The organism is Frigoribacterium sp. CFBP9030 (assembly GCF_034045195.1).
Classification (GTDB): Bacteria; Actinomycetota; Actinomycetes; order Actinomycetales; family Microbacteriaceae; genus Frigoribacterium.
The window spans coordinates 17,092-39,270 of record NZ_JAXCWG010000002.1; the positions used below are offsets into that span (position 1 = coordinate 17,092).

The 22,179-nt window shown below is 70.0% G+C and carries 17 protein-coding genes; 10 read left to right on the forward strand and 7 right to left on the reverse strand.

The window, feature by feature from the left end; genetic code table 11:
• Window positions 1-101: 101 nt before the first annotated feature.
• From SOM13_RS02360 to SOM13_RS02375, 4 genes are all read right to left on the reverse strand, one after another.
• Window positions 102-1,766, reverse strand: coding sequence for an alpha/beta hydrolase (locus SOM13_RS02360; RefSeq protein ID WP_320478804.1), 1,665 nt, complete (start codon window positions 1,764-1,766; stop codon window positions 102-104).
• Window positions 1,767-2,051: 285 nt separating this feature from the next.
• Window positions 2,052-3,146: a type I restriction endonuclease gene (locus tag SOM13_RS02365; protein WP_320478805.1), complete on the reverse strand. Its 1,095-nt coding sequence runs from the start codon at window positions 3,144-3,146 to the stop codon at window positions 2,052-2,054.
• 112 nt (window positions 3,147-3,258) lie between these two features.
• Window positions 3,259-4,344, reverse strand: coding sequence for an McrC family protein (locus SOM13_RS02370; protein WP_320478806.1), 1,086 nt, complete (start codon window positions 4,342-4,344; stop codon window positions 3,259-3,261).
• A gap of 101 nt (window positions 4,345-4,445) precedes the next feature.
• Entirely contained in the window at window positions 4,446-6,839 is a 2,394-nt protein-coding gene (locus SOM13_RS02375) for an McrB family protein (protein WP_320478807.1), read from the reverse strand.
• 159 nt (window positions 6,840-6,998) lie between these two features.
• On the opposite strand from SOM13_RS02375, the gene SOM13_RS02380 reads away from it, so the two are divergent.
• Both SOM13_RS02380 and SOM13_RS02385 read left to right on the forward strand, forming a co-directional pair.
• Window positions 6,999-7,754, forward strand: coding sequence for a hypothetical protein (locus SOM13_RS02380; protein WP_320478808.1), 756 nt, complete (start codon window positions 6,999-7,001; stop codon window positions 7,752-7,754).
• Between the two features lie 69 nt (window positions 7,755-7,823).
• Window positions 7,824-8,204: a helix-turn-helix domain-containing protein gene (locus tag SOM13_RS02385; protein WP_320478809.1), complete on the forward strand. Its 381-nt coding sequence runs from the start codon at window positions 7,824-7,826 to the stop codon at window positions 8,202-8,204.
• A 78-nt stretch (window positions 8,205-8,282) separates the two neighbouring features.
• Here the strand turns inward: SOM13_RS02385 and SOM13_RS02390 are convergent, their stop codons facing one another.
• Together SOM13_RS02390 and SOM13_RS02395 are read right to left on the reverse strand one after the other, a co-directional pair.
• Window positions 8,283-8,837, reverse strand: coding sequence for a hypothetical protein (locus tag SOM13_RS02390; protein ID WP_320478810.1), 555 nt, complete (start codon window positions 8,835-8,837; stop codon window positions 8,283-8,285).
• A 224-nt stretch (window positions 8,838-9,061) separates the two neighbouring features.
• A complete protein-coding gene (locus SOM13_RS02395; RefSeq protein ID WP_320478811.1) occupies window positions 9,062-9,343 on the reverse strand; it encodes a hypothetical protein in 282 nt (93 codons plus the stop codon).
• 172 nt (window positions 9,344-9,515) lie between these two features.
• Here SOM13_RS02395 and SOM13_RS02400 point away from each other — a divergent pair, with 172 nt between their 5' ends.
• A complete protein-coding gene (locus SOM13_RS02400) occupies window positions 9,516-9,878 on the forward strand; it encodes an SdpI family protein (RefSeq protein ID WP_320478812.1) in 363 nt (120 codons plus the stop codon).
• A 178-nt stretch (window positions 9,879-10,056) separates the two neighbouring features.
• Here SOM13_RS02400 and SOM13_RS02405 read toward each other — a convergent pair whose 3' ends face one another.
• Window positions 10,057-11,322 carry an ROK family transcriptional regulator gene (locus tag SOM13_RS02405; RefSeq protein WP_320478813.1) on the reverse strand — a complete coding sequence of 422 codons (1,266 nt, stop codon included), beginning with the start codon at window positions 11,320-11,322 and terminating at the stop codon, window positions 10,057-10,059.
• 107 nt (window positions 11,323-11,429) lie between these two features.
• Here SOM13_RS02405 and SOM13_RS02410 point away from each other — a divergent pair, with 107 nt between their 5' ends.
• From SOM13_RS02410 to SOM13_RS02440, 7 genes are all read left to right on the forward strand, one after another.
• Window positions 11,430-13,943 (forward strand): glycoside hydrolase family 2 protein, encoded by a 2,514-nt coding sequence (locus SOM13_RS02410; protein ID WP_320478814.1) that lies wholly within the window; start codon window positions 11,430-11,432, stop codon window positions 13,941-13,943.
• 288 nt (window positions 13,944-14,231) lie between these two features.
• Window positions 14,232-15,935 carry an ABC transporter substrate-binding protein gene (locus SOM13_RS02415; protein ID WP_320478815.1) on the forward strand — a complete coding sequence of 568 codons (1,704 nt, stop codon included), beginning with the start codon at window positions 14,232-14,234 and terminating at the stop codon, window positions 15,933-15,935.
• 65 nt (window positions 15,936-16,000) lie between these two features.
• Window positions 16,001-16,990, forward strand: a complete 990-nt coding sequence (locus tag SOM13_RS02420; RefSeq protein ID WP_192060532.1) for an ABC transporter permease — start codon at window positions 16,001-16,003, stop codon at window positions 16,988-16,990.
• A 103-nt stretch (window positions 16,991-17,093) separates the two neighbouring features.
• Complete coding sequence (locus tag SOM13_RS02425; RefSeq protein ID WP_192060531.1) at window positions 17,094-18,074, forward strand: ABC transporter permease; 981 nt, start codon at window positions 17,094-17,096, stop codon at window positions 18,072-18,074.
• The gene (locus SOM13_RS02430) at window positions 18,071-19,027 is read left to right on the forward strand and encodes an ABC transporter ATP-binding protein (RefSeq protein ID WP_320478816.1); all 957 of its coding nucleotides are present in this window, start codon (window positions 18,071-18,073) and stop codon (window positions 19,025-19,027) included. Before SOM13_RS02425 ends, SOM13_RS02430 begins: the two co-directional genes overlap by 4 nt.
• Entirely contained in the window at window positions 19,024-19,929 is a 906-nt protein-coding gene (locus SOM13_RS02435; RefSeq protein ID WP_320477303.1) for an ABC transporter ATP-binding protein, read from the forward strand. The genes SOM13_RS02430 and SOM13_RS02435 overlap by 4 nt, the downstream gene beginning before the upstream one ends.
• Window positions 19,916-22,081, forward strand: coding sequence for a beta-galactosidase (locus SOM13_RS02440; protein ID WP_320478817.1), 2,166 nt, complete (start codon window positions 19,916-19,918; stop codon window positions 22,079-22,081). The genes SOM13_RS02435 and SOM13_RS02440 overlap by 14 nt, the downstream gene beginning before the upstream one ends.
• The last annotated feature ends 98 nt before the right edge of the window (window positions 22,082-22,179 follow it).

The following is a 22,179-nucleotide window of genomic DNA, read 5'->3' on the forward strand; positions in this document are numbered from 1 at the left end:
GCGCCTCCCGGTGCGGTGTGCGGAAGACCCTGTGACCGCGTCGCTCGACGCGTCCCTCTCGATTCCCCCTGGTGCTGCTGTCATCGTGCCATGCGGCACCGTCACTGCTGTGCGGAGACTTCTCCGGGCTCTAGACCGTTCTCCGTCAGATAGCGCAGCGCTCTCTCGACGGTGAGGATCTTCCGTTTCAGGTCTTTCAGGCCCGGTGCGGACTCGTCGCTGAACTCGTCCATGCGTTCGTGCTGGCGGCGGACCTCGATCTCGATCTGCGCGAGAACGCTCCAGACTGCGGGGTCGGGCTCGAGCCCCTGCAGCTGCCTCAGGATGGTCGCGGCGAGGCGACGCTCGACGATGGCCTCGAGGGTCTCGGCCGTCGTGCCCTGTCCGGCGAGACCGTACGCGATGCCACCGCCGCCTGCCGAGACCAGGGTTCCGGCCGTCAGGAGACCGCCGATCATCCCACCTGGTCCGAACGTCGCCAACGCGCTCGTGATGGCTGCAGCTCCAGCGAGGCCCGGCGCGGCCGCCAACGCCAAACCCCCGGTGGCTACGACGATCGCTGCCGCGCCGACGCTGAGGGCGCCCCACTTGATCCAGCCGGCGCCGCGGCCCGGGCTGAGGACACTCCGGGCGCGCTTAGCAGCCTCGAAGATGTCGATGCCGTACTGCGTGCCCAGCCCCATCTCGGCGCAGAGTTCTTTCATCGCCTCGAGCCACTTCTCACGCGGCAGGTCGATCTCGAAGGGGCGGAGGACGTTCTCGGCCGCCAGCACGGTCAGGAGGACGACCGCCTCGTCTTTGCCCAGGTAGCGCCCCGGCTGCGGTTCGACGAGGTCACCTGTCGGGCTGGGCTGATGGACCATGAGCCGCGTCACGTTGAGGGGAACCTGTCGGCCCTCAGCTTCATTGCGCGTGACGATGTCCGTCACGACATCCGTCTGAACACGGCGGAGTGCGCCGGTGAATCGATCCAGCTCGTCGCCCTTCAGTCGCCTCCGCATGAGATGGGCGTAGCGCAGCGCCATGAGCGCCATCGATTCAGCCGGATCGAGAGGGATGTCCACGCCCTTTTCGACAGCCTCGAGCTCGGTGGACAGGGAGCCAAACAGGGCGTACCCGATCGCTGCACCCACGGCGTCTGATCCCAGGTACTCCTCGGCGAAGTGTCCTCGGACGAATGACGGTGTCGTGGCGACGCGGAAGTCCACCATCCATGGGAACACGGACGACAGCCCGCGGTGAGCCGCGACGGGGTCTGACGAGTTCCAGAAGTTGACCCACCAGGCGAGGTTGAAGGGAGGCTCCTTCAGGCCGTCCTTCAACTTGTCGACGTCGAAGGCGCCGTTCGCGAGAGGGCTCCCGATCGTGACCATCCCGACCACTTCGACCTCGGCAGGAAGGCGGCGCAGGAGATCGGCCGCGATGACCGAGCCGAGGCTATGGCCCACGAGGACGATGCGACCCGTCGAGGGCAGGGCGTTCAACACCCGGTTGAGCACCTGAGCGCGGATCTGCGGGTTCGACAGGTAGTTTCGGGCCTGCTTGAAGACGGGCACGGCCACAGCGGCACTCACCGCGGTGTCCAACCCCAGCAGGCCGTTTCCCCGCGTGTGCTTGCCCAGGCGCCATTCGACAGCACCCATACGGCTTTCGAAGGCTCGGCGGTTGGTCTTGGCGGCTTCGCGAGTCGGAGCCTTCCCGGTGTAGTCCGGAAGTGTCTCGCGGACATCCCAGTCTTTCAGCGCATGGGCGTACTTCGGGGCCACGACCTCCGCCGAGTCGAGACCCGGGTACCCCAAGCGCACCAGAGACTCCGACAGGGTGGCCTTCCATTTGTCGTCTTGATCGCCGTCGCCGACGCCGTGGAGGAAGACGAGGATGGGGGCTGTTGTCACAAGTGGCTCCAGTGCAGTTCGAGAGGTCCTATTGGTGTGAGCGGCGCAGGCTCTCGCCCGGCGACTCGCAGATGTGGCACTCGGTGCCCGTGCTCCTGGGACGGGGCTGACACGACCGACGGGTGCATGCGTCCCTGTCGCGTCGACGGCGCGTGCCTAGGCGTAGGCCTTGACGGACTCGCGGATGGCGTCGGCGTGGGAGTAGATCTCATCGAGGGACTCGATCGCGTGCTTGGTCTCGACCTTGGCGGCGTCGAACAGGCCGAGGTACTTCTGCTTCTTGCCGTTGAAGTGCAGGCGCGCGATCGGCTTGCGGTTGTTGTCGTCGAGCAGCACCGCGAAGTAAGACTTCGCGTCACGATGGACGACCCGCTGCGGCTTGACCTCGCTGCACGCGATCGCCTTGACGATCTGATATCCCTCGAGCTCCTCCAGCGTGGTCTCGGTCTCCGTGTCGCGATCCAGGTCCGCCTCGACGACAGCCTCGCTCGTCACCGCGCCGGTGGGCGCCTCCGCCGGGATCGACGGGAAGCTCGACGAGCCCAGTGCCGTCTTAAGCCGATCGTTCACCTGGTCGTTCAAGAACTGCTTCGAGGCCTTCGTCACGAGCGGCGTGAACTGCTCGCGCACCTTCTGCGTGAACGACCCCTCGTAGACCCGCGTGGTCACGAACTTGATCCAGTCGTCAGACGGCTCGCGGAACTGCGCGGCGATGGCCCGCTTGAGCTGGCCGACGTACTTGAGCTCCTCGGCGGCGCTGATGACGGAGTCGAGGTCGAAGACGTCTTTCGTCAGCTTGCTCAGCTCGGGCAGCAGGGTCTCGTCGATGTCCGACAGATCGAGCACCAGGAAGGGCTTGTCGTCCATGCGGTTCGGCGCGTCGAGGTCCGTGTAGAAGTGGTAGCTCTCGCCGTTCGTGAGGACGGCGATGCGGGCGTTCGTGACCGCGAAGTAGCGGTACAGCTGCGAGGCGTGCTCGATGCGGAGCGGCTCGGTCGACTTCTTGCACTCGATGAGGATCTGCACCTCGCCGTCGCGCATGATCGCGTAGTCGATCTTCTCGCCCTTCTTCACACCGACATCGGCCGTGAATTCGGGCACCACCTCGAGCGGGTTGAAGACGTCGTATCCGAGGATCGTCGAGATGAACGGCATGATGAACGCGTTCTTCGTGGCCTCTTCGGTCTGAATGGCCTCGCGCTGGTTCTTGACCTTCAAGGCGAGTGCGGCGAGCCGCTCGGCAAACTCCATCGTTGTCCCCTTTTGTGACTGTTTCTCAAGACACTAATTCATGTGCATGGAGTGTCCTGACGTATTCTCACAACCGAGGGTCCCAGTTCTGGTGACGTGACACTGGACTCTTTCAGCGGTATGGCCCTCCTGGGGCTGCAAGTCGGGGCGATAGGCCATGGGCGAGCTCCCGCAGTTCACCGAGCAGAGACTCCGGCGTCAGCGCCACGTCGAGTCGAGAGGTGCGGACGGCGACGGTCGAGCCCGCGATGTGTGCCACGCGCGGTGTCGCATTCGACTCACCTGCCAGGTAGATCAGCGTCCCCTCGTTGAGCCCGAGCACCGTGCAGTAGGCGAGCATCTGATACAGATCCTCGACCCGCGGCGCACCCGTCTTGTACTTAGCGTCGACGACCACGGTCGGTCGGCCTCCCACGAGGTGGACGAAGTCGGGGCGGATGGGCTGACGCCGTTCCTGGTCGAGGTGCGTCGGGTACTGGCCGATGCTGACACCCCTCGAGTTTTCGGCGAACGCCTCGGTGAGACCCGCTGTCACGAAGCCCTCGAAGGCCTCGGCCATGTTGACGACGAACGACGCGATGCGCTGTCCGTCTCCCGTCGTCGAGGGGGCCAGGCGGGCGAGCAGCAGCTCGGCGAATCGGAGCGGCGCGTGGAACCGCTCGTTAAGACGCGACGGCTGCCACGACGGCAGCGGGAGACCGGCCCGCAGGGGCGTGACCCCTACGAGCTTCGATTCCAGATGCACGAGTCGACGTCGTGCATCTGAACTGACCCGGGGTAGCGCGAGCAGCATCTTCAGCGCCGCCTGCAGGATCTGGTTCTCCGCGATGTCGACCGTGTACTCGTCGACCGTCAGCTCGACGGGCAGCAGTTGACCCCCACGCCTCGACATCTGGTCGGAGAAGCGGACCCGCCCCCGGATCGCGACGGCGGTCTCGTCGAGCCGACGGTAGCCCTGCAGCACGCCACGACCCAGCGCCCGCTCCAGCAGTCGGGCGAACGTCTCGGCGATCGCCGGGAAGATCTCGGTGCCCTCTCCCGATACCTCTTCGGGACGGAACCCCGGGTCGGCGGCATAGCCGAGCATGAACAGCACCGACGAGAACTGCGCCTTCGGCTGGACGACGAACTCATGGTCGCCGATCGACACGGCACCGACGCGGTTCAGCTGCGGCTTGACCTGAGGGCCCGTGGCCACGATGCGAGACTCGAGCAGTCCTGTCGCGCAGGCCCGCTCGACGGTCTGCGGTTCGAACGGCGCAGCCGCCCACCCGCCGTTCTCTCGCAGCTCGAGGCGCGTCACTCGCTCGCCGCGTCGTCCCGCTCGGAGAGGATGCCCGTGTCGTCGAGAGGGTCGAGGTCGCCGGCCGCGTCGGCGACGAGAGCTGTCAGGCCGAACCGGACCCGCACCTCCTGCCGGGTGAATCGGCCGTAGTAGTGCTCGTCGAGCAGGGGGAGGATGTCGTGCTCCCAGATGCGTGCGAGGCCGGCCGAGGTGCGAGCAGATCGACCCATGAGGTACGACGGGCCGATCTGGAAGTCGCGGTCGAGGTCGCCGATGCGGTCGTTCAGCTGACGGAGGAGTGCTCCGCGGCTCACATCGTGGTCGTTCGCCGAAGACCACCGGTCGAGGAGGCCCCGCACGGGCTCTTCCCCGGGGTGGAGCTCGACGAACGCGAACCGGCGACGGATGGCCGCGTCGACGAGCGAGATCGAGCGGTCGGCGGTGTTCATCGTGCCGATGACGAAGAGGTTCTCGGGGAGGCGGAAGTCCTCTTCGGGCGAGTACAGCAACGCGACATCGGCATCGCGGTATTCGAGCAGCAGGTAGAGCTCGCCGAAGACCTTGGCGATGTTGGCCCGGTTGATCTCGTCGATGATGAGCACGTGCGGCACCGTGGGGTTCTCAGCGGCGGCCTTCGCGAGCAGGCGCACGGGGCCCGGTGCGAGACGGAATGTGGCCGTGCCGTTCTCGTCGACGGTCGGACGGAAGCCCTCGAAGAAGTCCTCGTACGAGTAGGAGGGGTGGAACTGCACGATCTTCATAGCCCCCTCGGGTGCGATGAAGTCGGCCAGTGCCCTCGCGAGGAACGTCTTGCCCGTGCCGGGAGGGCCGAAGAAGATCACCTGGCGACGCTCCTCGAGCAGGTCGATCGCGTCGTCGAGCCAGGTCTTCTCGTAGTGCAGGCGTTCGGCGAACTCGGGGGTGGCGCGAGGGAGGCGCACCGGGGTCGGCAGGTCGAGGCGCGGATCAGGAGTGGGCATGAGGAAGTCGACCTCGGCGATCGTCGGGCTGCTGTCGAGGATGTCGAGAACGGCGTGGGGGAGGTCGGCGGGGGAGACGGGGTCGCGCCAGGTGACTGGGCGTTCTCGGATGGGGTCGAGGTCGCCTACTTCACCGACGCGGATGCCGTCCGACGAGCGGACGAAGATCTGGTCGCCGACCTGCATCGTGACGAGGTAGGCAGTGGCGGCGTCGATCTGGGCGAGGAGGTCGGTGATCGGAAGCTGCTCGTTCCAGGCGCCGAGCACCTCCTGTCGGATCGATCCCCGACTGGAATGGAAGTTGGGACGGGTCGTCTGGCGACGCAGAGAAAGCGCCTCTCCGTGACGTGCTTCGGCCATGACCCAGCCTCTCCGGTGGGGATTCGGCTCGGCCATCCTCCATTCGTCCCGCCAGGGAGACCGATACCAATCGATGTCCAGGTCACCGTTGGCGTCGAATCGGTCGCGAAGCGCTAAGAGGTCACGGTCGACGTCATGTTGCTCGGTGCCATCACGTCTGCCAGGCAAGGCCGCGGCGAAGGCCTCGCGGATGGCCTCCTTGTCGGAGGTGGACACGATGCTCTCGAAAGTGGAGGGCCAGAGGAGGGCGAGGAGCGAGTTGCGCATCGGCGCCGCGTCGGACTCGACGTCGAGAGTGCGGCTGCGGAACGCCCACGGATCGTCGATGGCCTCGAGACGCGTCTGGTCGGGCAGCTGTGCCCAGAGCTCGACGAAGTGCGCCAGCCACTGGACATGCTGGGGGATCTGCTGGTTGAAGCCCTGGCCGCCGTGGAAGGTGCCGGGCGTGGCCAGGGCGTCGACGATCTCGTCGGGCAGCTGCAGGCCATCGGCAAGGACGTCGAGGATGTCCTGCAGCAGCTTGCGCTTGGTCTCGGCTCGGACGTTGAGGAGCGGGAGGCGCTGGAGAAAGCAGAGCTCGGCGGCGAGGAGCACGACGGCGCGGGTCTGACCGGCCAGTTGGGAGAGCAAGCGCTCGCGGAAGGTGCCCTCGGCGTCGGAGGTCTCTAGTGCGCGGCGGAGGGCGCTCGCCGTGTCGGCCGTCCAGGTGATGGTGGCGCCGTCGAAGACGGACGGGCGTTGGTGCAGACCCGTTTCGAGGACGGGGCGGGCGGCGTCGGCTATCGCCTGACGACGGGCGCGGGATGATGTGGGCGCCTGCTCGTCCTTGCCTTCTCGAGTGCCGTGGACGGGGAAGCCCAGGGCGCTCAAGATCCTCTGGGCGCGCGGGGACTGGAACGCATCATGGGAGAGCCCCGTCGCGGCCGCGAGGGCCTGCTTCACGGGAAAGGCTCGGCCGTTGACTTCGATCGAGTAGGTGTTGATCGTCCCGGGCTCGCGGGAAGCGAGAGCTGTGCGCACGCTCTCTTGCGTCAGCTCGTACTGCGAGCCGTCGATGGTGAACTGCATGGCATCCCCTTTGATCGTCCCGGTGATTCTGCCCGAGTCGCGGAAGCGCGTGGGTACGCTGCGTCGCTTTGCGGGAGGATCGAGTGGTTAGAAGATGTCCTTCGCGCGTCGACGAAGGACATGTTCTGACCAGTCGATCACGGGGGACTTCGAATGGCGATGACTCGCAGCACCAGAACCAGCACCCGCGCCCGCGGCCTCGTCGCCGCCGTGCTCGTCGCGACGACGGTGGGACTGCTCGCCGGGTGCGCACCCGGGGCCGAGTCGGCACCGGGTGCATCCGACCGGCCCGACGTGAGCGAGTTCGACGTGAGCCACGACGGCCCGGCACCCACCGCCATGACGATCCAAGACGGCGTCGAGGTCTGGGACCTCACCGTCTCACCCAGCGCCGAGGCCTTCGGCATCGACACGAGCGACGAGTCGATCTCGGACATCGAAGTGGGCGCCTACAGCTCCTCAGGCGGCGGTGGCCGCCCTGTGCGATTCCTCCTGCCAGGAGGGAAGACCGTCGACGCGCACGCGAACGAGGTCGTCTTCGAGCTGCTCGACTCGCCCGACGGAGTCGTCAGCCCGACGACCGGCGAGGTCCTCGTGCCCAAGGGACGCACATTCGGGTTGCGCGTCGACGCTCCCGCCGTCGAGGGGGCGGACGCCGGCGTCGCCGCATACCGGGAAGCACTCGAGGCGATCGGCCTGCCGACGGACAGCGTTCGCGAACTGCAGCAGAAGATCGCCGCCGAACCGACCGACAGTCCGGTCAGCGACTCTGAGCGGATCGCGGTGAGCGCCTCCCTCCCGCCAGCGCAGGGGCTGCGGTTCGGGGTCAGCACCCTCTTCCGACCCGGCCGGGATGTGACGATGTTCCTGCTCGAGTACTCCGCGAGCTGGGACGTCGTCGCTCCGATCCCGTGACCTGACGGGCGACGACACCGCCGGTCGCTTCAGCTCAGCCAGCCACCTAGGCGGCTGCGTCGGCGTCGCATGAGCCGCGGATGCCACAGGGCCACCGGTCCGCTGACCCGGGCGCGCGATCTGCTCGAGGCGATCACGGCGACGACCGAGCTGGTCAAGGGCGCCAGCCGAGGAGGGGCGGGTGACGCCGGTCAGTCGCCCGCCCTGGTCGCGGAGCGGCTGAGCATGAACGTCGACGAGCTCGCGCTCGACGGGGTCGCGCGCATCGTGGCGGCACGGGGAGTCGACCCGCAGCGCATGACACCCGAGGAGAAGATCGCGACCGTGCGCGAGATCGAGCGGGCGGGGGTGTTCCTGCTGAAGGGGGCCGTGGCGCAGGTGGCCGTGGCGCTGCGCGTGTCGGAGCCGACGGTGTACCGGTACGTGCGGCAGGTGCGGACCTCGGGGTGATCGCTGCGCGGGGTCGGGGTCGGTGTCGGTGGTCGGCGTCGGTGCTGCCGCCGCCCTCGAGTGGTCAGAAAGTGTCCTTCAGGCGTGCTGCAAGGACATCTTCTGACCAGTCGAGTCGCGTTCGAGGCGGCGCTGGCGCCTCCCGTGCAGCAGGACGACCACCAGCGTGGCCAGTGCGGTCGCCCCCGCGATGATCGCGGTCGACGTCAGGGTCGTCGGCGCCGTCAGGGGCAGGTCGAGGACTCGGCTGTTCGCCACGACCCAGGGTGCCGCGACCAGCACGGTGAGGATGACGACGGCGAGCGCTGCGCCGAGCGGCCGCAGGCGCGGGCGGCGGCGCAGCAGCCAGTCGGGGAGGCCGGCGAGCAGGCCGGCGACGAGGCCGTAGAACCAGAGGGCGACCGCCCCGCCGAGCATGACGGGGAAGACCATCGCGAGTGCCGCGAGCCCCTCTGCCGACTGCTCCACGATCACCGAGAACAGGACGAAGCCGATGGGGATGAGGCAGAACGCGGCCGCGCCTCCCCAGGCCGTCGTCCAGGGGAGCAGCGACATCAGCGTCGAGCGGCGGCGCTGCGGCTCGGCCCGGGCGGGCGTGCTGGCGGCGGCTGCGGGAGCGTGGGTGAGGGCCATGGTTCGACGCTAGGCAGAACCGGCGGCGGGGGCGTCGTCCGCAGGGTGCAGTGAGGTCGTCCTCAGGGACGGAACACGGCCGACCTCCGAGCGAGCAGGAGGCGCGGGTACGGTACGCGTGCCCGCGCCGGCGGGGTCGTCGGGGAGGGACGTATCGGCGACAGGTGGGGCTTCGCGGATTCGCTCTTACGTCTCCATGCGTTATAGCTCGAATGCGACTCCGGTCAGCGCGAGACCGAGGCGTCAGGGGAGTCCGTGGCGTCCGTCCCGGCGTCGGCGGCCGCGGTCTGCGTGACCCGACCCGCGGGTGCGACGGAGGCGGCGGGCGCGACGTTAGCCGCCTCGGCCTCCTGCCGCTTGCGCTTCAGGTAGAAGATGAAGCCGAACTGCCCGAGACCGCCGACCAGCAGCAACCAGCCCATCGGCTGCCCGAAGACGAGCAGCACGGCGCCGAACACCAGCCCGACGACGGCGTACACGAGCAGGGTCTTCTCGGACTTGATCATTCCTCCACACTAGGGGCGCAGGTGAGACCGGCGCCGCGCCTCCTTGTGGGGGTGTGAGCGGTGAGTCCGGGCCGCACCGCACCTCCTGCCGGGGCGGCGCGGGTCACCAGGGTCACCCCGTGGACGACACTCGACGGATGCGGGCGCGCCGACCGTGACCTAGCGTGGAGGGATGCCCCTCGTCGTGCCGTTCATCGTCCTCGCCGGGTGCGCCGTCATCTTCGGCACCACGCTCGCCGCCGCCCGCGGACGCCTCGGCGTGAACCAGCTCGCCGGCATCCGGTTCCGCCACGTGATGGAGTCGCCCGAGACCTGGCGCGCCGGGCACCGCGCCGCCCTCGTGCCCGTCACGATCGGCTGCGCGCTCGCCGTGGGAGCCGCGTTCGTCCCAGTCGCGGTGCCGCTCCGCGAGGGCGTCGAGGCGCTGTCGATCATCGTGAGCATCGTCTGCATGCTGGTCGGCACGCTCGTCGGGGCGTGGCGGGCGGACCAGGCTGCGACCGCGGTCTCGGCGTCGGCGCTGGCGTCGGACTGAACCCGCGCGCGACGGCGTTGGTCAGAAGATGCTCTTCGCGTGCCGACGAAGGGCGTCTTCTGCCCACCCTGAGACTGGCGTGGGGCTTCGGTGGTCGGAAGTGGTCCTTCTCGCGCCGATGAAGGACATCTTCTGACCACTGGAGCGGAATTCTCCCGGAGCACCGAGGAGGCGCGGGTCAGACCGGCGACACCGGCGCAGTACCCGCAGCACCAGCACCAGCACCCGCGCCCGCACCACCCGGCCCACGACGCGCCCCGACCTCTCTCTGCAGGACCAGCGCCGCGCCTCCTACAGCAGCCGCATCGGCGACGTAGGCCGACAGCTCGACCCTCACCCGGTGCCGCCCCTTGGCGAAGAAGTCGTCGGCGATCCGCTGCCGCACCACCTCGAGATAGAGCGGCCCCGCGGTCGTCAGCGACGGCCCGGCGAGCACCACCGAGTCGAGATCGAGCAGGTTCGCCATCGACACGACCGCGTTCGCCAGGTGGTCCGCCGACTCGGTGATCAGCTCGACGGCCAGCGCATCGCCCTCGACCGCCGCCTCGGCGACCAGCGTGAAGTCGGCGAAGGGATCCTCGTTGTCGGTCAGCACCAGACTCGTCGCCCGCCCCGCCGCCACCGCCGCCCGCGCCCCGAGCGCCACGCTCACCGGCCCGGCGAGCTGCTCGGCCGACACCCGGTGCGCCACCGGCCCCGGCCCCCGGTACCGCATCTGCCCGAGCTCGCCGGCGTTCGAGCTCGCCCCCCGGTAGATCGCCCCGTCGAGCACGATCCCGGCGCCGATCCCCGCCCCGAAGTACACGGTGCAGTGCGCCGCGCTGTCGCCGACGGCACCGCCCCAGAACTCGCCGATCGCCGCAGCCGTCGCGTCGTTGTCGAGGATCACCGCGAAACCCGTCGCCTCGGCCGTCGCCTCTCGCAGCGGAAAACCGGCCCATTCCTCGAACGGCGGCGCGCCCAGGATGCTGCCCGTCGTCAGATCGATCGGCCCGGGCGTCACGAGGCCGAGACCGGTCACCCGGTCGGCCTCGACGCCGATCGATGCCAGGAAGGCCGAGACCGTCGAGGCGATCCACGCGACGGCCGACTCGGGCGACTGCCCCCAGACGCCGGCGACGCGGCTCCTCCCCACGAGGGCGCCGCCGAGATCCGTCAACACCACCGTCACGAAGTCCGCCCCGAGCTGCACCCCGAGGGCATACCGTGCTCGTGGGTCGATGGTCAGCAGCACACGGGGCTTGCCGCCGGTCGACTCGCGACGCCCCGACTCGACGACGAGTCCGTCGAGCAGCAGCTGGCGCACCACGTTCGACATGGTCGCCTGAGTGAGGCCGGTGGACTCGGCGAGCTCGACTCGACTGATCGGCCCCTGCGAGCGGATCAGGTCGAACGCGAGCGCTCGGCTCGTGGGCACCGCCAACAGCGGACGCGGGTTGACCATGTCGTACCTCCTGGCGATATCGTAGGCTCTGCACGGCTTAATAAAGTCGATTGACAAAGTGCGAGCGCGCGACACCGACGTCCGAACCTCTCCTAGCAAGGGCACCCATGGTCTTCTCACCCCTCCACGACGGCTGGACACTCGAGGCCGTCTCCGGCCCCGTCCCCGACGACCTCGCCGCCCGCCTGGCCGGCACGCGCCTCCCAGCGACCGTGCCCGGCTGCGCCCACACCGACCTGCTGGCCGCCGGTCTCATCACCGACCCGTTCGACGGCGACGCCGAGGCCGCCCAGCAGTGGATCGGCAGCACCGTCTGGCGCTACTCGACGGTCTTCGACTGGAGCGACGACGGCTCCGACCGCCACGATCTCGTCGCCGAGGGCCTCGACACCGTCGCCCGCGTCGAGCTCAACGGGGTGCTCGTCGCCGAGACCGAGAACCAGCACCGCAGCTACCGGTTCGACGTGAAGGAGGCGCTGGTCGCCGGGGCGAACCGCCTCACCATCACGTTCGCCGCCCCCGTCACCGAGGTGGAGGCGCGGGTCGAGCGGCATGGCGCCCTCCCGCACGTCAACCACCACCCCTTCAACATGCTGCGGAAGTCGGCCAGCAACTTCGGCTGGGACTGGGGCATCGACGTCGCGACCAGCGGCATCTGGAAGCCGATCGGCCTCGACAGCTGGTCGGGGGTGCGGATCGCGTCGGTCCGGCCGCTCGTCGACGTCACCGACGAGGGCGGCGTGCTCGACGCGCACGTCGAGCTCGAGTGGGCGGGCGGCGAGGGTGCGGGCGGCGGGTCGACCGAGGTGACCGTCGTGGTCGACGGGCACCGCGCCTCCTCGGCCGTGACGGCGGGGGAGGCCTCGGCGCGGCTGCGACTGGTCGTGCCCGACGCCGAGCTCTGGTGGCCGCGCGGTCACGGCGCCCAGCCGCTCTACCCCGTCAGCGTCACGCTGAGCACCTCGCCCGACGAGCCGTGGGAGGCGCGGGTCGGCTTCCGCACCGTGACCCTCGACACCGCACCCGACGCCCACGGCACGCCGTTCACGGTGTCGGTCAACGGCGAGGTCGTGCAGATCCGCGGGGCGAACTGGATCCCCGACCACGCGTTCCTCACCGAGATGGACGCCGCCCGGTACCGTCGCCGGGTCGCCGACGCCGTCGACGCGAACATGAACCTGCTGCGCGTGTGGGGCGGCGGCATCTACGAGTCGCACGACTTCTACGGCGCCTGCGACGAGGTCGGGGTGCTCGTCTGGCAGGACTTCCTGTTCGCGTGCGCCGCCTACGCCGAGGAGGACTGGCTGGCGGGTGAGGTCGAGGCGGAGGCGCGCGAGGCGATCACGCGGCTGAGCCGCCACGCGTCGCTCGCGATCTGGAACGGCAACAACGAGAACATCTGGGGCTTCGTCGAATGGGGCTGGCGTGCCGCGCTGGCCGGGCGCACCTGGGGCGACGGGTACTACCGCACCCTGCTGCCGCGCCTCGTCGCCGAGCTCGACGGCACCCGCCCGTACTCGCCCGGCAGCCCGTACTCGTTCGGCGACTACCTGCACCCGAACGACCACCGGCACGGCACCATGCACATCTGGGACGTCTGGAACGACCGCGACTACACCGCCTACGCCGAGTACCCGGCTCGCTTCGTCTCGGAGTTCGGGTTCCAGGGGCCGCCCGCCTGGTCGACGCTCGCCGCGGTCGTGCACGACGAGCCGATGGAGCCCTACGGCCACGAGATGCTCGTGCACCAGAAGGCCGAAGACGGCAACCTCAAGCTCGAACGCGGGCTGCGGGGGCACCTGCCGACGCCGACCACCATCGACGAGTGGCACTGGGCGACGCAGCTGAACCAGGCGGCGGCCATCCGATTCGGCGTCGAGCACTTCCGGTCGCTGGCACCGCTCAACACCGGCACCATCGTCTGGCAGCTGAACGACGACTGGCCCGTCGTCTCGTGGGCCGCCGTCGACTTCGACGAGCACCGCAAGCCGCTCTGGTTCGCGCTGCGGGCCGCCTACGAACCGCGGCTGGCGACGATCCAGCCCCGCGCCTCCGGCCTGTCGCTGGTGCTGCTGAACGACACGGCCGCCGAGTGGCTGGGGGTGGCGCGCGTGCGGGTCGTGCCGCTCGAGCGCGACTCGGGTGCTGGTGCTGGTGCTGGTGCGGGCCGGGTGGCCGTCGACGTGCCGGTGGCCGTGGATGCGCGGGGCGCGTCGCCGACGCTGCTGCCGGCCGAACTGGTCGCCGGCCTCGACCCGGCCACCGAGGTGCTCGTCGTCGACCTCGACGGGTTCGGGGCCGGGCGCGCCGTCTGGAACGCCGCCGAGGTCGTGGGGCAGCGACTGGATCCGGGGGCGGTCACGGCGACGGCCGTGCTGTCGGACGACTCGGACGGCGACGTGCTCGTCACCGTGACGGCGTCGGCGTACGCCCGCGACGTCACGCTGCTCGTCGACCGGGCCGCACCCCGGGCCACGGTCGACCGGGGTCTGGTGACGCTGCTCGCGGGGGAGAGCGCGGTGTTCCGGGTGTCGGGGGCCGGCGGGGTCGAGCCCGAGCGCTTCGCGGCCGACGACGTCGTGCGGCATGCCGGGGCGCTCGCAGGGGTCGCGGCGCTCTGAGTCGAGCGCAGGGCCGCGCGGCACGTGCCGCGCGGCCCTTCGGCGTGCCCGGAGGGGTTTAGCGCGAAGGAGTTTCGCGCGGAGGGTGCGGCGGGTTCCCGTCATCCGTGGCGGGTCAGCGCTGACCCGCCGCCGATGACGGGAACCCGCCGAAGCACAGGACGCACGAGAAACTTGACTAGCTTTATTTAGTGGGGTAACAATGGGCCATCGGGGCGACGACGCCCTGTGACAACGATGTCAGCACCGCCCAGGGCAGCCCGCGGCGGTGCAGCGAAAGGATCGACGATGTTCCTCCGTGCTTCGACCGGCCACCGGCCCGTCCGCCCCCGATGGGTCCTGGGGGCCGCGGCCGCCGCCTCCCTCGCGCTCGTCCTCACCGGCTGCTCCGCCGGCGGCTCCAACTCGAGCTCCACCCCCTCCGACACCCTGGTCGTCTACACCGGTCAGGCCGGCGACTACCAGATCAACTTCAACCCGTACTCGCCCTCGAGCATCGGCGGCATCGGCGCGATCTACGAGTCGCTGTTCTTCGTCACGAACGTCAACACCGAGGCCTACGAGCCCCTGCTCGGCACCGAGTACGCCTGGAACGAGGCCGGCACCGAGCTGGCCGTCACCCTCCGCGACGACGCCACCTGGAGCGACGGCGAGCCCTTCACCGCCAACGACGTCGCCTTCACCTTCCAGATGCTGCTCGACACCCCGTCGCTGAACACCAGCGGCTTCGACGGCACCGTCACGGCGACCGACGACACCCACGTCGTCTTCACCTGGAGCAAGCCCGCGTTCGTCGCCGGCCCCACCCTGCTCGGCCGCACGCCGATCGTGCCCGAGCACCTCTGGTCGGGCATCGACCCCACCACCGACGTCATGGCCGAGCCCGTCGGCACCGGCGCGTTCACGCTCGACGACTTCAAGGCGCAGGCGTTCACGCTCGCCTCGAACCCCGACTACTGGGGCGGCGAGCCCGAGGTGAAGAAGGTCCGCTACCTGTCGCTGTCGGGCAACACGGCCGGCGCCGACGCGCTCGCCGCGGGCACCATCGACTGGCAGACCGGGCCCGTGCCCGACATGGAGAACGTCTCCGAGAACTACCCCGGCTACGACGCCGTCACCATCCCGCAGAACCAGGTCGCCCTGCTCACCTGCTCGAGCGTCGAGCTCGGCTGCGAGGGCCCGCAGACCGACCCGGCCGTCCGCCAGGCCATCTACTACGCGCTGAACCGCGATCAGGTGAACTCGCTCGCGTTCCAGAACACCGCCAGCGAGATCTCGCCCACGTTCGCGCTCACCTCGACGCAGGAGGACCTCATCTCGGCCGACGTCGCCGAGCCCGTCGCGCCCTCGGCCCCCGACCTCGACAAGAGCGGCGAGCTGCTCGAGGAGGCCGGATACACCAAGGGCGGAGACGGCGTGTACGCGAAGGACGGCGAGCCGCTGAAGCTCACGGTCGAGGTCGTCACCGGCTGGACCGACTACATCACCGCCATCGACACCATGGGTCAGCAGCTGAAGGCCGCCGGCATCGAGCTCACCGCCTCGCAGTCGTCGTGGAACGAGTGGACCGACAAGAAGAGCAAGGGCAACTACCAGCTCGCGATCGACTCGCTCGGCCAGGGCCCCGCGTCCGACCCGTTCTACCTCTACGACCAGTACTTCAACACCGCCTACACGGCAGAGGTCGGCGAGGCCGCCCCGACGAACATGGCGCGCTTCAGCGACCCCGCCGTCGACGCCGCACTCGCCGAGCTGAAGGCCGTCGACCCGGCCGACACCGCGGCCCGTCAGGTGCAGTTCGACGTCATCCAGGCCGCGATCGTCGAGGACATGCCCTACATCCCCGTCATGACCGGCGGCACGACGAGCGAGTTCCACTCGTCGAAGTTCACCGGCTGGCCCACGATGGACGACCTGTACGCGTTCCCCGCGATCTGGGCCTCGCCCGACAACGCTCAGGTCTTCAAGAACCTGAAGCCCACGGGCGAGTAGGCGATCGTCGTGACCGAGGAGGAGACGGCGGCCCCCGAGACGACGTCGAGGCCGGGTGAGGGGTCGTGAACTACTTCGTCAGGAAGCTGGGCTTCTACGCCATCGCGCTGTGGGCGGCGTTGACCCTGAACTTCATGATCCCGCGGCTGCTGCCGGGCAACCCCGTCGACATCCTGCTGGCCAAGCTGCAGCAGCGTGGCGGCGTGGTGACGGCGGACACCCGGGAGGCCTACACGCTCCTCCTCGGCGGCGACTCGTCCGAGCCGCTGCCCGTGCAGTACTGGAACTACCTGATCAACATCCTCCGCGGCGACCTCGGGGTCTCGGTGAGCTACTTCCCGGCACCGGTCAGCGAGGTCATCGCGGGGTCGCTGCCGTGGACGATCATGCTCGTCGGCATCGCCACCGTGATCGGCGCCGCCCTCGGCGTCCTGCTCGGCGCCTTCGTCGGCTGGAAGCCGGGCACCTGGCTCGACTCGCTCGTGCCGGCGACGACGCTGCTCGCGGCCGTGCCGTACTTCTGGCTCGCGCTGATCCTCGTCTACGTGCTCGCCACGTCGATGCGGCTGTTCCCCTCGCAGGGCGGCTACGACGTCGTCCTCGACCCGGGCTGGGACTGGGCGTTCATCTCGTCGGCGATCGAGTACGGGTTCCTGCCGGCGCTCACCATCGTGATCGCGTCGCTCGGCGGCTGGCTGCTCGGCATGCGGAACATGATGGTGTCGACCCTCTCGGAGGACTACATCCTCACGGCGCAGGCCAAGGGACTCAGCCAGGGGCGCATCCTGCGGGGCTACGCCGCCCGCAACGCGGTGCTGCCGAGCGTCGCCGGGTTCGCCATCTCGCTCGGCTTCGTCGTATCGGGGTCGATCGTCACCGAGCAGGTGTTCTCGTACCCGGGCATCGGCGGCAAGCTCCTCTCGGCCGTGACGAACAACGACTACGCGCTGATGCAGGGCATCTTCCTGTTCATCACGCTGGCCGTGCTCGGCGCCAACCTCGTGGTCGACCTGTTCTACGGGATCATCGACCCCCGCACCCGGGCCCGCAGCTGATGCGCGGCGCACGGACCGGAGCCCAGGAGGCGCGACCCACCCGGGTGGGCCGCTCCCGGACACAGACACCGCGCCTCCTGCAGGCCGATCTCGGAGATGACTCATGACGAACGTCGCGCCCCTCACGGAGGCCGCGGTCGCGGATCCGACCGCCGAGCTCGCGTCGGCGTCCGCCGACAGCGGCAAGCCGCCCCGCTCGCCCTGGCGGCTGATGCTGCCGACCATGACGCCGTGGCTCGCCACCGGCCTCGCCCTGATCGGCGTGATCGTGCTGTTCGGCGTCGTCGGCCCGTTCTTCGTCGGCGACCCGGCGGCCATCCGCGACATCGGACTGACGGGACCGTCGGCCCAGCACCTCCTCGGCACCACCCAGACCGGGCAGGACGTCTTCGCGCAGCTGGCCTGGGCGACCAGGGGCTCGCTGCAGATCGGGCTGATCGTGGGCGTGCTCGCGACGGCGCTGTCGGCGTTCTTCGGGATCCTCGGCGCGTACATCGGCGGGTTCACCGACGAGGCGTTCTCGTTGTTCTCGAACGTGTTCCTGGTGATCCCCGGACTGCCGCTCGTCATCGTGATCTCGGGCTTCGTGCCGCAGGAGCAGCGCGGGCTGTGGACGATCGGCGTCGTGCTCGCCATCACCGGCTGGGCCGCGTCGTCCCGCGTGCTGCGGGCGCAGACCCTGTCGATCCGGTCGCGCGACTACGTGGCCGCGTCGCGGGTCGCGGGCGAGCGGCCGTGGCGGGTCATCACGGTGGAGATCCTGCCGAACCTGCTGCCGGTGCTCGCGTCGCAGTTCGTCTTCGCGGTGATCGCGGCGATCCTCGGCGAGGCGGGGCTGTCGTTCCTCGGGCTCGGGGCGTCGAACTCGTCGACCCTCGGCACGATGCTGTTCTACGCCCAGAACGGCTTCGCGCTGCCGCTCGGCGCCTGGTGGTGGTTCGGCCCTCCCGGTCTGATCATCGCCCTGTTCGGCACCGGCCTCTCGCTGATCAACTTCTCGATCGACGAGATCATCAACCCCAAGCTCAAGAACGTCCGACTGCACCGCAAGCAGGCGCGTCGGGCCCGGAAGGCAGCACGATGACCCCCACCCAGGAGGCGCCGGTCGCGTCGAGCACGCGCACCCGCCGCGACGCCGTGCTCACCATCGACGACCTCACCGTCGTCTACGAGGTCGAGAACCCGGTCACCGCCGTGAAGTCGGCCAGCCTCACCCTCGGACCGGGGGAGATCCTCGGGCTCGCGGGCGAGTCGGGCTGCGGCAAGACGACCCTCGCCTACGCGATCAACCGGCTGCACCGGCCGCCGGCGCGCATCGCGACGGGGTCGGTGACGTTCCACGACCGCGACGGCACCGACGTCGACCTGCTCGCCCTCGAGTCGGAGGAGCTGCGGGCGTTCCGCTGGTCGAAGCTGTCGATGGTGTTCCAGGGCGCGATGAACGCCCTGAACCCCGTGACGACGGTGCGGACCCAGCTGGAGGACGTCCTGATCACGCATCGTCGCGGCATGTCGAAGAAGGAGCGCCGCGAGCGGGCCGCCGAGGTGCTGACCCGCGTCGGGGTCGACCCCGTGCGCCTGTCGTCGTACCCGCACGAGCTGTCGGGCGGCATGCGGCAGCGCGTCATGATCGCCATGGCCATGCTGCTCGAGCCGCAGATCATGATCATGGACGAGCCCACCACGGCGCTCGACGTCGTCGTGCAACGCGACATCCTGCGCGAGATCGTCCGCCTGCGCGACGAGCTCGACTTCGCCGTCATCTTCATCACGCACGACCTGCCGCTGCTGCTCGAGATCAGCGACCGGATCGCCGTGATGCTGCAGGGCGAGATCGTCGAGCTGTCGACGGCGCAGCGGATCTACACCGACGCGCAGCACCCGTACACGCGCCGGCTGCTCAGCTCGTTCCCGAGCCTCAGCGGGTCGCGCGGGGCGTTCATCCGCACCGGCGTCGACGAGGGCTCGCCCGTCGACACCGACACCCGCTCCGTCGTGCTGCCCACGCCGGACGACCTCGAGGAGGGGCTCCGATGACGAGCATCCAGATCACCGACCTGACCAAGGACTTCGCGGTCGGCTCGGGGCTGTCGCGGAAGGCCTTCCGGGCCGTCGACCACGTCTCGTTCGACCTGCTGCCGGGTCGCACCGTCGCGCTCGTCGGCGAGTCCGGCTCGGGCAAGTCGACCATCGCCCGGATGCTCGCCAAGCTCGAGAAGCCCACCTCGGGCACCATCGACGTGCAGCTCGACGACGGCACGCCCGTCATGGGGTCGCTGTACCGACGGCACGTGCAGATGGTCTTCCAGGACCCGTTCGCATCGCTGAACCCGTTCCACTCGATCGAGCACCACGTCGCCCGACCGCTCAAGATCCACCGGCGCACCCGCGGTGCCGCGCAGACGCACGAGCGGGTGCTCGAGATGCTCGAGCGCGTGAACCTGAGGCCGGCCGCGGACATCGCGGCCCGGCGACCGCACGAGCTGTCGGGCGGGCAGCGGCAGCGCGTCGCCATCGCGCGGGCCCTCGCGCCGGGCGCGCAGGTGCTCATCGCCGACGAGCCCGTCTCGATGCTCGACGTGTCGATCCGCCTCGGCGTGCTGAACCTGATGGGCCGACTGCAGCGGGAGGACAACCTCGCGGTGCTCTACATCACCCACGACCTGGCGACCGCCCGGCACTTCTCCGACGAGATCCTCGTGCTCTACCGCGGTCGCGTCGTCGAGCGCGGGCCCGCCGACGCCGTCATCCTCGACCCTCACCACGACTACACGAAGCTGCTCGCACTCGCGGCGCCCGATCCCGAGCGCGTGGGCAAGATCGTCTCGGACGAGGCCGCCCCCGACCGCGCCTCCCTCGACAACTCGGTGTGCTTCGACCACTACACGGGCGCGTGGGAGACGGCCCGCGAGAAGGGCGGGGCGCGTGCACGGGTCTGACGAGGGCGGTGGCGGTGCCGGTGCTGGAGCCGGCGCGGGGGCCGGGGGCGGGCGCGGGGCCGGTGCGCGCCTCGCCTGGCCGACGGACGGGCTCTCGTTCGGCGGCGACTACAGCCCCGAGCAGTGGCCGTGGGAGGTCGTGCTCGACGACATGCGGCTGATGCGCGAGGCGGGGGTCACCCTCGTCACGCTCGGTGTCTTCTCGTGGGTGGTGCACGAGCCCCGCGAGGGCGTGTTCGACTTCACCTGGATCGACCGGATGCTCGACCTGCTGCACGAGAACGGCATCGCGGTCGACCTCGCCACCCCGACGGCCGCCGTGCCCATGTGGCTGCACCGGCTGCACCCCGAGATCCTGCCGCACGACGAGCTCGGCCACCCGCTGGCCCCCGGCGGCCGCCTCGGCTTCTGCCCGTCGTCGCCGACGTTCCGCCGCTTCGCGCTGCGCATCGTCGAGGCGCTCGCCGAGCACGTCGCCGGGCACCCCGCCGTGCGGATGTGGCACGTCGGCAACGAGCTCGGCGGCGGCAACGCCCGCTGCCACTGCCCGGTGTCGAACGAGGCGTTCCGTCGCTGGGTGGAGGCGCGCCACGGGTCGGTCGACGCGCTGAACACCGCGTGGGGCATGGCGTTCTGGGGCAACAGCTACTCGTCGTTCGACGAGGTCACGACGCCGAGCGGCGTCACGGCCCACAACCCCGGGCAGCTGCTCGACTACGAGCGCTTCTCGTCCGACGCGCTGCTCGAGTGCTACCGGGCCGAGAAGGCGGTGCTGAAGAGCGTGACGCCCGAGCTGCCGGTGACGACGAACTTCATGGTCGGGCTGGGGCCCGACGTCGTCGACTACGCGCGCTGGGCGCCCGAGGTCGACATCGCCGCGAACGACCACTACACCTACGGCCCCGATCCGCTGCGGCACGAGGAGCTCGCCTTCAGCGGGGACCGCATGCGCGGCATCTCGGGCGGCGGCCCGTGGATGCTCATGGAGCACGCGGCGGGGGCGGCGAGCTGGCACCCGATCAACCAGCCGAAGGCGCCGGGCGAGATGATCCGGCATGCGATCGCGCACCTGGCGCGCGGGTCGGACAGCGTGATGTTCTTCCAGTGGCGGGCGTCGAGGTCGGGCACCGAGCAGTTCCACTCGGCGATGCTGCCGCACGCCGGTCCGTCGTCGCGTCGGTTCGCCGAGATCACGCGCCTGGGGCGGCATCTCGAGGCGCTGCGCGAGGTGCGGGGGAGCGTGGTCGTCGGCGCCCGGGTCGCGCTGCTGCACGACGACGAGGCCGGGTGGGCGCTGAAGAGCGGTCTGAAGCCGATCAACCGGCCCGATTACGCGGCGACGGCGCGGGCGATCCACACCGCACTGTTCGAGCGCGGCGTGACGGTCGACGTCGTGCCGGCCTGGCATCCGCTCGAGGCCTACGACCTGGTCGTCGTGCCGGGGCTGTTCCTCGTGTCGGACGCCGACGCCGACGCGGTGCGACGCTTCGCGGAGGCGGGCGGCACCGTGCTCGTCACCTGGTTCTCGGGCATCGTCGACGTGAGCAACACAGTGCGGACGGGCGGCTACCCGTGTGCCTTCCGCGAGCTCCTCGGCGTGCGGGGCGAGGAGTTCTCGCCGCTGACCGACGAGCAGACCATCGAGCTCTCGACCGGTTGGCGCGCCCGGCGCTGGGCCGAGGTCGTGTCGCCGGTCGACACCGGGACCGAGGTCGTCGCGTCGTACCGGGTGGGAGGAGCCGTCGACTCGGGGCCTCCCGGCGAGGGTGCCGGTGGTGCTGCGGTCGCGGCGGTGCCTGGCGGATTCGGCGGCGTCGTGGCCGACGGGGTCGACGGCGGGCTCGCGGTGTCCCGCCGACCAGTCGGAGCGGGAGCGGCCTGGTACCTCGCGTCGGACCTCGAGCCCGAGGGGCTGGGGGAGCTGCTCGAGCGGCTGCTCGACGAGAGCGGGGTGCGGCCGGCGGCCGCCGCCTCGGCCGGTGTCGAGGTCGTCCGGCGCGCCGCGGGGGAGTCGTCGTGGCTGTTCGCGATCAACCACGGCGCCGTCGAGGGCTGGGTCGAGGCGACCGGGGTCGACCTGCTGACCGGGACCGCGTGGGAGGGGCGCGGCGTCGTGCCCGCCGGGGGCGTGGCGGTCGTCCGCGAGGAGTAGCGCCCGCCCCGCGCGGCGACCCGAGCCGCGCCTCCTCGGGGCCGGTGCGGCGCATCGAGGTGACGCGAAAAGGCGCCTCCGGCCTCCGCAGGCTGCCC

Coding starts and splice junctions, on each gene's coding strand:
- SOM13_RS02365 (WP_320478805.1), bottom strand. CDS start 3,146: ATGGAGTTTGCCGAGCGGCTCGCCGCACTCGCCTTGAAGGTCAAGAAC.
- SOM13_RS02375 (WP_320478807.1), bottom strand. CDS start 6,839: ATGCAGTTCACCATCGACGGCTCGCAGTACGAGCTGACGCAAGAGAGC.
- SOM13_RS02380 (WP_320478808.1), top strand. CDS start 6,999: ATGACTCGCAGCACCAGAACCAGCACCCGCGCCCGCGGCCTCGTCGCC.
- SOM13_RS02385 (WP_320478809.1), top strand. CDS start 7,824: ATGAGCCGCGGATGCCACAGGGCCACCGGTCCGCTGACCCGGGCGCGC.
- SOM13_RS02390 (WP_320478810.1), bottom strand. CDS start 8,837: ATGGCCCTCACCCACGCTCCCGCAGCCGCCGCCAGCACGCCCGCCCGG.
- SOM13_RS02395 (WP_320478811.1), bottom strand. CDS start 9,343: ATGATCAAGTCCGAGAAGACCCTGCTCGTGTACGCCGTCGTCGGGCTG.
- SOM13_RS02400 (WP_320478812.1), top strand. CDS start 9,516: ATGCCCCTCGTCGTGCCGTTCATCGTCCTCGCCGGGTGCGCCGTCATC.
- SOM13_RS02405 (WP_320478813.1), bottom strand. CDS start 11,322: ATGGTCAACCCGCGTCCGCTGTTGGCGGTGCCCACGAGCCGAGCGCTC.
- SOM13_RS02410 (WP_320478814.1), top strand. CDS start 11,430: ATGGTCTTCTCACCCCTCCACGACGGCTGGACACTCGAGGCCGTCTCC.
- SOM13_RS02415 (WP_320478815.1), top strand. CDS start 14,232: ATGTTCCTCCGTGCTTCGACCGGCCACCGGCCCGTCCGCCCCCGATGG.
- SOM13_RS02425 (WP_192060531.1), top strand. CDS start 17,094: ATGACGAACGTCGCGCCCCTCACGGAGGCCGCGGTCGCGGATCCGACC.
- SOM13_RS02430 (WP_320478816.1), top strand. CDS start 18,071: ATGACCCCCACCCAGGAGGCGCCGGTCGCGTCGAGCACGCGCACCCGC.
- SOM13_RS02435 (WP_320477303.1), top strand. CDS start 19,024: ATGACGAGCATCCAGATCACCGACCTGACCAAGGACTTCGCGGTCGGC.